The organism is Clostridium tagluense, assembly GCF_003865095.1.
Taxonomy (GTDB): Bacteria; Bacillota; Clostridia; order Clostridiales; family Clostridiaceae; genus Clostridium_AD; species Clostridium_AD tagluense.
This window is the reverse complement of record NZ_BHYK01000067.1, coordinates 1-7,937: the sequence shown is the minus strand read 5'-3', so window position 1 is coordinate 7,937 and position 7,937 is coordinate 1. Positions and strand designations below refer to the sequence as shown.

General features: G+C 34.1%; 12 protein-coding genes. All 12 read right to left on the bottom strand.

Features of this window, described 5'->3' with window-relative positions; translation table 11 throughout:
* Nucleotides 1-292: HK97 gp10 family phage protein (locus Ctaglu_RS24080; RefSeq protein WP_125006532.1), on the bottom strand; the 292-nt coding region annotated here is incomplete at its 3' end.
* Complete coding sequence (locus tag Ctaglu_RS24075; protein ID WP_125006530.1) at nt 289-618, bottom strand: hypothetical protein; 330 nt, start codon at nt 616-618, stop codon at nt 289-291. The genes Ctaglu_RS24080 and Ctaglu_RS24075, both read right to left, overlap by 4 nt.
* The gene (locus Ctaglu_RS24070; protein ID WP_125006528.1) at nt 615-911 is read right to left on the bottom strand and encodes a hypothetical protein; all 297 of its coding nucleotides are present in this window, start codon (nt 909-911) and stop codon (nt 615-617) included. Before Ctaglu_RS24070 ends, Ctaglu_RS24075 begins: the two co-directional genes overlap by 4 nt.
* Nucleotides 912-923: 12 nt before the next feature.
* Nucleotides 924-2,120: a phage major capsid protein gene (locus Ctaglu_RS24065; protein ID WP_233439946.1), complete on the bottom strand. Its 1,197-nt coding sequence runs from the start codon at nt 2,118-2,120 to the stop codon at nt 924-926.
* Between the two features lie 23 nt (nt 2,121-2,143).
* The gene (locus tag Ctaglu_RS25650) at nt 2,144-2,317 is read right to left on the bottom strand and encodes a hypothetical protein (RefSeq protein ID WP_185732954.1); all 174 of its coding nucleotides are present in this window, start codon (nt 2,315-2,317) and stop codon (nt 2,144-2,146) included.
* The gene (locus Ctaglu_RS24060; protein ID WP_125006526.1) at nt 2,318-3,100 is read right to left on the bottom strand and encodes a head maturation protease, ClpP-related; all 783 of its coding nucleotides are present in this window, start codon (nt 3,098-3,100) and stop codon (nt 2,318-2,320) included.
* Nucleotides 3,081-4,265 (bottom strand): phage portal protein, encoded by a 1,185-nt coding sequence (locus tag Ctaglu_RS24055; protein ID WP_125006524.1) that lies wholly within the window; start codon nt 4,263-4,265, stop codon nt 3,081-3,083. The genes Ctaglu_RS24060 and Ctaglu_RS24055 overlap by 20 nt, the downstream gene beginning before the upstream one ends.
* Before the next feature lie 63 nt (nt 4,266-4,328).
* Nucleotides 4,329-5,987, bottom strand: a complete 1,659-nt coding sequence (locus Ctaglu_RS24050; RefSeq protein WP_233439945.1) for a terminase TerL endonuclease subunit — start codon at nt 5,985-5,987, stop codon at nt 4,329-4,331.
* Nucleotides 5,974-6,285 (bottom strand): P27 family phage terminase small subunit, encoded by a 312-nt coding sequence (locus Ctaglu_RS24045; RefSeq protein WP_125006522.1) that lies wholly within the window; start codon nt 6,283-6,285, stop codon nt 5,974-5,976. The genes Ctaglu_RS24050 and Ctaglu_RS24045 overlap by 14 nt, the downstream gene beginning before the upstream one ends.
* Nucleotides 6,286-6,414: 129 nt before the next feature.
* Nucleotides 6,415-6,726 (bottom strand): HNH endonuclease, encoded by a 312-nt coding sequence (locus tag Ctaglu_RS24040; RefSeq protein ID WP_125006519.1) that lies wholly within the window; start codon nt 6,724-6,726, stop codon nt 6,415-6,417.
* On the bottom strand, nt 6,726-7,136 hold the full coding sequence (locus tag Ctaglu_RS24035; protein ID WP_125006517.1) for a hypothetical protein: 411 nt from the start codon (nt 7,134-7,136) through the stop codon (nt 6,726-6,728). The genes Ctaglu_RS24040 and Ctaglu_RS24035 overlap by 1 nt, the downstream gene beginning before the upstream one ends.
* A gap of 16 nt (nt 7,137-7,152) precedes the next feature.
* A complete protein-coding gene (locus tag Ctaglu_RS24030) occupies nt 7,153-7,641 on the bottom strand; it encodes a Xaa-His dipeptidase (RefSeq protein WP_125006515.1) in 489 nt (162 codons plus the stop codon).
* Nucleotides 7,642-7,937 lie beyond the last annotated feature (296 nt).

Sequence of the window (7,937 nt, the reverse complement as noted above, 5' to 3'; positions counted from 1 at the left end):
CATTTCTAGTAGCGTGTCCTTTTTCTAATAAGTGTGTAAGCCTATACTCTCCACCACTTACATGCCAAGTCTTGCCTTTGTTGTATTTGCCATCGTAAACATTTTTAATTTTAAAAGCTTTAACATACTTTTTAGAATGTTGAGTAAAGGTAACATGGCTTTTTATTTCCTCATTAACTTCCTTCGCAACTACGTCAACCGCCTTCTTAATACCCTCTGTGACACCCTCGCTATAGTTTTCAAGTTCCCTCATTATTTCATCTGCTAAGTTATCAATGCTCGTTGTACTCATATAATAGCCTTATCCAACGTTAAGTCAGTACTTAATGGATTGGTATCGTACATCGGTTGTACCATTTTAACCCCATAGATTACCTTGTCAATTTCAACATAATCATAATTATCTATACCAGGTAATTGAGGTATCCTAATAACTCTATTTACATTTATTTGTCTAGCGGATGCTTCAAAATATCTTTTAAAACCTAGAACTCTATTTTCAAAACCTAAGTTAGTATATTTATTCGGTACCCTTTCGTTATCTTCATCTGTGGTAAAAATATTACATACCCCATCATTAAAAGTTGTAAATTCAATATTCCCTATTTTAATTTTCATGGTGTCACCACATCCGGTTCCAAATCAACTTGACTTTGAATGTGCAGGGCCATAAGTTCACTTGCAAAGTTTTTTTCAAACATTTCTAGGGCCTGTGAATTAGCATACCTTACATAATCTAAAAGCAATGATTTAGGAGAATCTTCTTTTTCAAAATCTAAAGGCACCCCTGCAATAGTTTGCAAACGTGCCTTCCCCCTACTTATCATTCCAGTTAAATTTTTATCTGTAACATCATCTGCCCAGGTTATATGCAGATAGCTTTTTACGTCAGTTAATAATGTATCTGACATTTAGATCACCTCTTAAGCTTGTTCTTTAGTCTTGACAATGTTGGTTACAGATACTTCTAACACTGCAGCTGTCATTAAAGTTATATCTGCTAAGATAAATGCGTTATCATCTAATGCTCTGCCATTACCTATTAATTTGCTTAGGTATACTCTTTGGTCCTCTAAAAATTTAAAGTCATCACTATATTCGATTTTTCCATCTTTTGTTCCTGCGCCAATTCCCATAAAATACTTGTCAGCAAGTCCAAAAATAGCACTATTAGCAACTACAGCTGAAGATTGAACTATAGTACAAGGAAAAGGTAGAACATTATAAGAATAGGTACCATCCATTGATCTTACAGTTGTATTAGGAAATATTTTTGTAAAATAATCTAATGGATTAACAACTATTAAGATATTATTTACTGGTCTTTGTTTTCCGTTTGGTGCTTGCACCAATTTACCAGCAATCGCTCCAAATGTAAGCGGGCTAAGATTAGAAACTACCATAGGCGTTTTCTTTGGATATTTTCCACCAGTCACAGTCACTCCATCAGATACATCCCTATCCATTCCAATAGGTTCATCTTTACCAGTACCAGTAATGATTGCAGTCTCTAAAGCTAATGCTATTGCTTCAGATAATGTGCTTCTTACATAAGCATCTATCCATTGTGGTCCAACTTCTAACATATCCTTTGAAATAGGCATAAATGCGGATAACTTGCAAAGTGTTAAGTCTATTGTTCCAATCGTACCTTCTAATTCTTTTGTGATTGCGGAATTAATAGGACCCCACACTGCAAGTTGTACACCTTGTTTATTTACTATCATTTTGCTTAAAATAGTTGTATTTGTGAAATTGATTGCAGCAAGTAATGGATGAGCTGCTTTAATATCTGCAATTACATTATCAATCACTGTTTCAGGATATGCAGATGGTAAAGTTGTAAATGCCTGTCTAGGGTCTGCGGATTGCATAGCTCCTATCATATTTTGATAAAATTTTGTTTCTTCTGCGGTTAATTGATGCACTCCACGTTTAGTTAAAATGTTACTGTCCGCTGTTTGCTGATATGTTTTAAATTCTTCCATGATATTCTCTTGGATTGCCTCCGCGAATGGTGTAAATGCTTGAGCAAATGCTCCTTCGTCAGTGCTCTTGCCTGCTGCCACCAAGTTGTCTTTTAATTCTTGCATGATTAAATCTTTACTTTTTATTCCCATATTATTTTCCTCCTCAAATTTTATTATTCAGTTACTATATTTTCTATCTTAAAAGTGTTTTGAATCGGTGTTAAATATTCAACCACAATGTGCAATTCATCTTTTTTATCTAAAGATAAACCTTTTATAGCTCCTTCTATTACTAGCCCATTGCAGTCCTTTACCTTTATTGTTTGGTTTAATTGATATTCATTCATTTACTTTCCCTCCAAGTTTTTATTTTTATATGATTCCATTAACTTTTCCATGTTTGTTTTTTGCACTGGGACTTTTGGCTCTGCTTTAGGAATTACCACTAACTCTTTTAATTGCGCTGATAATTTTTGATTATAATTTATTCTTTGTTGCATTGCCACGTTCATTTTTTGGACTAGTTCCTCTGCGGTTTTAAGATTAACTTCTTCTGCAATAACCTCATCACATAATCCAATTTCAAGACACTGTGCTGCGGTTAGCCATGTTTCATTATCCAATATTTCCATTAGCTTTTCTTCCGTTAATTTTCCTTTAGCTTTTTCTAGGTAGGCTTGTCTATTTCCGGCCATCATTACATCCATATCGTCAGCGGCCTTCCTTAATTGTTTTGAATTTCCTACTGCTACATTCCACATGTTGTGAAGCATTTGAGTTGTGTTTGAGTACATTTTTACAGTATCACACGCAGTTAAAATAAAACTTGCAGCACTTGCAGCAAAACCATCTACAACACCTACCACTAATGCAGTATGTCTTTTGAGCTGATTTCTAATTGACATTGCTTCAAATACACTGCCACCGAAAGAATTTACAAATACATTAATTTGTTTCGCATCAGGATACTTTGCCAGTTCTTCTTTAAAGTAGTCAGCAGATGTTTCACTAACAATTTCTTCATCATTCCACCAATCATATCCACCAGCTTCAACATTCCCATATAGGTACATGTCTAAAATCGTAGGGTCATTAACTGACTGTTTAAATTCAAATATTTTCTTTGCCATTTGTTTTCACCTCCTTTACTTCTTGTCCTAAAGTTTCAATCTTTTGATAATTTTTAGTGATAATATGTTGGTCTGCCCAAGCTTCATTAATCTTGGTATCGCCAGCTTTTACCCTTAATTCATTTACGGAGTATCCACTGCTTGCAACAAGCTTATCAAAAGCTACCGATATGCTAAATAAATCAATATGCTTAATACAAGTCGTATCAATTCGCATATAGTTGCCTGCCAAATAAGCGCTCTTACCATAACTCTTCCTAATATTTTCCTCGCCTATTAAATCGCATATCGGGTCAACACAAAATGTTAAATAGTTCCCAGTGGTAGCTTCTATGTCTGCTATGTCTCCCCTTAAAAGCGCGGGTGGTATTTTAAAACCCTGTGCAACTCTTTCAAAGATTTCCTTTGTTATAACTGCAATGTCTGCAATCTCACTAGTAGACTTTTTCCCACTTTCTCCGGCCTGCTCGGTGTACACATAACCATTTTCTAACGGCAACACTGCGTTTTCAGCTTCAAAATAAGTCTTAAATCTCTCGGTCATAAGCGTTTCTAATGTTTTTTGATAATTTTTATTACCACTTGCGGTAGAGTTGATGTCAAGAATTCCCTTTCTACCACCACTTTTTTTATACTTGGTCATAGACATATTTAAAAGGTTATTATAGCCCACGATAAGGTTGGATAATAAAGCCCTTATGTCTGTATTCCCTAGTTTGTAATAATAAACGTCTGACATATTGTAGACTTTATTAAAGGGCATAGTTCCTTTTGTTACAGATGAAAAAGTATTTTCTTTTATTGCGAATTCTTCCTGAAAGAAACTGTCCGCGATTATTAGCTGATCCCCTATAGGCAATACCAAAACTTCATTGTTAAATAACAATTTAGTAATAAGCTCCTGTAAAAATTGGCTAGAATTTTGATTTAAATTAGGCTGTATATTCCATTGGTAATAAGTTTCGCCCTTGAATTCTACGCCCTTGGCATAAGTTTTAAACTCACATTTGCTTATGCTACTAGCTATTAAATTAATTGCAGAATGTATTGCAAATATTTCTATGGCTAATTGTTGTTCGGTGGAGGTTGCAGTTGCGGTCATATTTACAGTTGTTCGGCCAACACCTAAAAAGCTTTTCATCCAGTTTATAAAACTATTACTCATATATTTTTAATCACCTCCTTTGTATATATTTGTAAACATTTCGTTGACGCTATGTTTACATTTTTAATATGAATAACATCCTAAATTTAATTCGACCACATCTCCACTATCAACTAAATCTGTACCACCTGCTGCCATCGACGCAATGAATGCTTTAAATCCATCTGTCTTTCTTGACTTAGGTTCTATTTTGCCATACGAAATATTGTCATGTGGCTCTGGTTTCTTGCTTGTATTATTGGTATACCATCTCATAAGGGGTGAATCTCCCCAAACAATATTGTGATTAACAAATAAAGAATTTACAGTAGGGGCTATAAACATTTCATCAGATGGTCTTATAATTTTAATATTATTAGCGCCTTCCTTTTCTACATCAAACCCCACTTCTTTTAGTGCCCTCTTAAGGGTTCCATATCTAAATTTATCCATGCCTAAAGTGGTTATATTATATTTCTGCGCCTGCTCTGCTAACCATTCTGCAGGGATACTTGGGGTTACTTCCACATCATCAACAAATGTTAACAATCCTGCTTTTTCCCATTCCCTTAGAGGTGCTTTAATTCTTTTCAAATCATTACATTTACTGCATACCCACGTATGAGATAACCAATAATATTTGCCTTTAAATAAGAATAATAAGCCAGCACATACAAAGTCTGTAGTCATTGCAAAATCTATTCCAGCAGTACAAGTCATTCCTTCAAGGTTCGGTATTTCTTGATTAGTTGCAAGTATGTTATCCCAGCTTGTAACCTCTACGTCTACATCGCCCTTAGGTATATTCATTCTCTTAATAATAAAACTTGAATTAGAAACTGGGTCCTCTTTGTAATCCACATATTCTCTTTGCATAGTTGCAAATAGTTCTGGAAAATAATGTAGTGAAGGATTAGCCTTGTCCCACATCTTCGGATTGTCTACTTCTTTTTCATCATCCAGCTTGCAAATGAAGACTAATAATCCATTATCGCCTACTGCACCTTTTAAAATATTTTGTGCCCTAGTTATAAGCTTATCAAGTGGACCGTCTCGAACCTCTCCATTAGTTGTGGTAATAGTTGTCCTTGGATTCTTCTTCTTGCCTAGGCCTGTCTTAAATACATTTATAGTTTTATAGTTTTCATATTGATGATACTCGTCGAAGTCGACTTTCCCAGGCCTACCTCCATCTTTAGTTTTTGCGTTTGAAGTTCTGAATTTTAATTCTGAGCCTGTTCTTAAATTCGTAATTAATTCCTTAGTCCAGTCAAAATGTGATTTAAGTCTCTGCTTATTTGCTTCAAGCACATTCCATATATCATCGAATGAGGTCTTAGCTTGCTCCTCACTATTGGCGCATATATCAATGTTATAATTTTTAATTGGGTTATAATCGCTTATAAGACAAAAATCTTCGAAACTTAAATATCCGTTCTTACCAGCTCCACGACCTACCAGTATAAATAAGTCAGGCCATCTTAAAATACCTAGTTTGGAGTATGTGCAATTATGGAGGGTAAAACAAAATACCTCCCACTCATATAATTTGAATGGAAAGTATTTAATCATACTTAAATATTTATGAAGTTGTGATTCATCTACAAACAGATTTTCCTCTCTAAAACATTTTTCTACATAATCCATGAGTTGTAGTTGTTCTTTACAAACTTCTATTGTGCCGCCACGTACAATGTCAATGTAGTCTTGGATTTCTGGGATTAACTTCTTACATTTCATCATCAGCATCATCAGGTATTACATTTTCAATTGTTAATCCTAACTGCTTCAAAATTGCTAGTTTCTGTTTATTAAAAGTTACTGCATTTTTTAAAGACTCATTTTCCTTATCTATTAAATATCCACTTGCTGACTTTGCCCTATAATGTCTACCACGAGCTTTAATATCTTGTTGCATTTCTTTTTCCTGATTAAAATACCAAACATAATCATCAATTAAACCTAAAAAATAATTTGTATTTGCTTTTTTATTTTTAAGTTGATTGATTAATGATTCCTTAATTTCAATTACATTTTTCATATTTTCTAGGCTCTCTCCTTTCCTACAGATTTTTCTCACACGCGCGATATTTCTCCTTTGTCTAATCCCCTTACCGTTTCCCAGTATCCTTGACCGCTTTCCAAATTTTTCGACCGGGGGTAGCTATTGTTACCACTTCTCTTCATTCAATTGCTTTTTATATTTAATAGTATGATGTATCTGATAGTGACACTCGCCACACACACACAAGATGTTGCTCTTAGTTAATGCTAGTTCGGGATGTTGTCTCACTGTCTGCACATGATGTCCTACTGTAGCTGCCTCAAACAATCCATTTGCTTTGCATAACTGACATTCATTGTTCTGTTTCTCCAACATATCCGCCCTTAGTTCTCGCCACACTGGATGCTTATAGAACTTAACCAACTGATTACTTTGCATTAACTTACTTAACCATTGTACTAACTCCTTAGTATCCATTACCTGTTGCGGTATCTCCTCATACATTCACCTAATTGTTTAACTGCTTTATCTGCAGCTTTAACTATGTCTTGCATGTTAGCTGATAACTCCTTAGTAAACTCATCTATATCAAAGCCTATGTGCCTTGGTCCAGCATCTACTTCTATTACCTTTTGCTTCTCTATTATCCTATCGTATGTAGCTTCTAAGTTCCTTAGTTGTTGCTTCATCTTCTCATAACCTTCTAGCTCTATGCCTACTGTTACGGTATTCTTAGTTTTACTATGAGTAGGATTATCAGCATATCTATTTGGTACTAAATGCCCCTTACATTTGCTACATGATTGTCCATCCTTTGTTTTATCTGCTCTCTTTACTAATACTTCATTGCCACAATCTAAACATTTGTATATCATATCTTCCCTCATTAATAATCGTTCCTCCTTATATATCCCCAGTCTTAGCATTAACTTCTATTTCTTTAAGCTTGGTAAGCTTCTTATCATTAGAAACCTTATTAGGATCTTCCTTCCACTTAGCACTTACTCTATTAACTAAGTAAAACTTTTGTGCTCCAAGGTCAGGTAATGAAAACTTCTTAACTTCGTTAACAACTACACTTTCCTTTACTAAAATTATATTAGTCTCTTTATCAAGTACTTCTTCTTTGATTTTAGTTGCTACTTCTTCAGTGTATTTATATCCAATACATTTTTTAAATAAGGCTTTTTCGACCTCTTGATTCTTTTTATCCTTTGCCGTAGCAATTCGACCCTTAAGTGCTACGTTAGTGCTCTTATATTTCCTATATGTGGAATATGCAATTCCAAGCTTATCTGCAATTTCCTTGTCAGTGTTATTACCCTCAACCCAAGCCTCTATCTTGTCTAGGTTGCTTTCTATAATGTCTTCAAAACTATTATTTCTTGCCATTTTATCACCTCATTTATCGTAGCACTTAGAATATAAAGTGCTACGATAATTTGTAGCATTTCCCAACTTTCAAAATACTGTTAAAAATAACTGATTTTAAATGTTTGAAATTATACTATCTTAGCCCTTGATATAACTAACTTTATACCACTTTTATTTTTTATTTGAGAATCGGTAATAACGTGGTTGATTACTCATACTATTTTTATGCCTCTTATATTAGTAATTATTTTTTATAAATTATATAAAAAGCACCATTTTATTTATTACCTAAAATGCTTTAAATAAAAATCAAA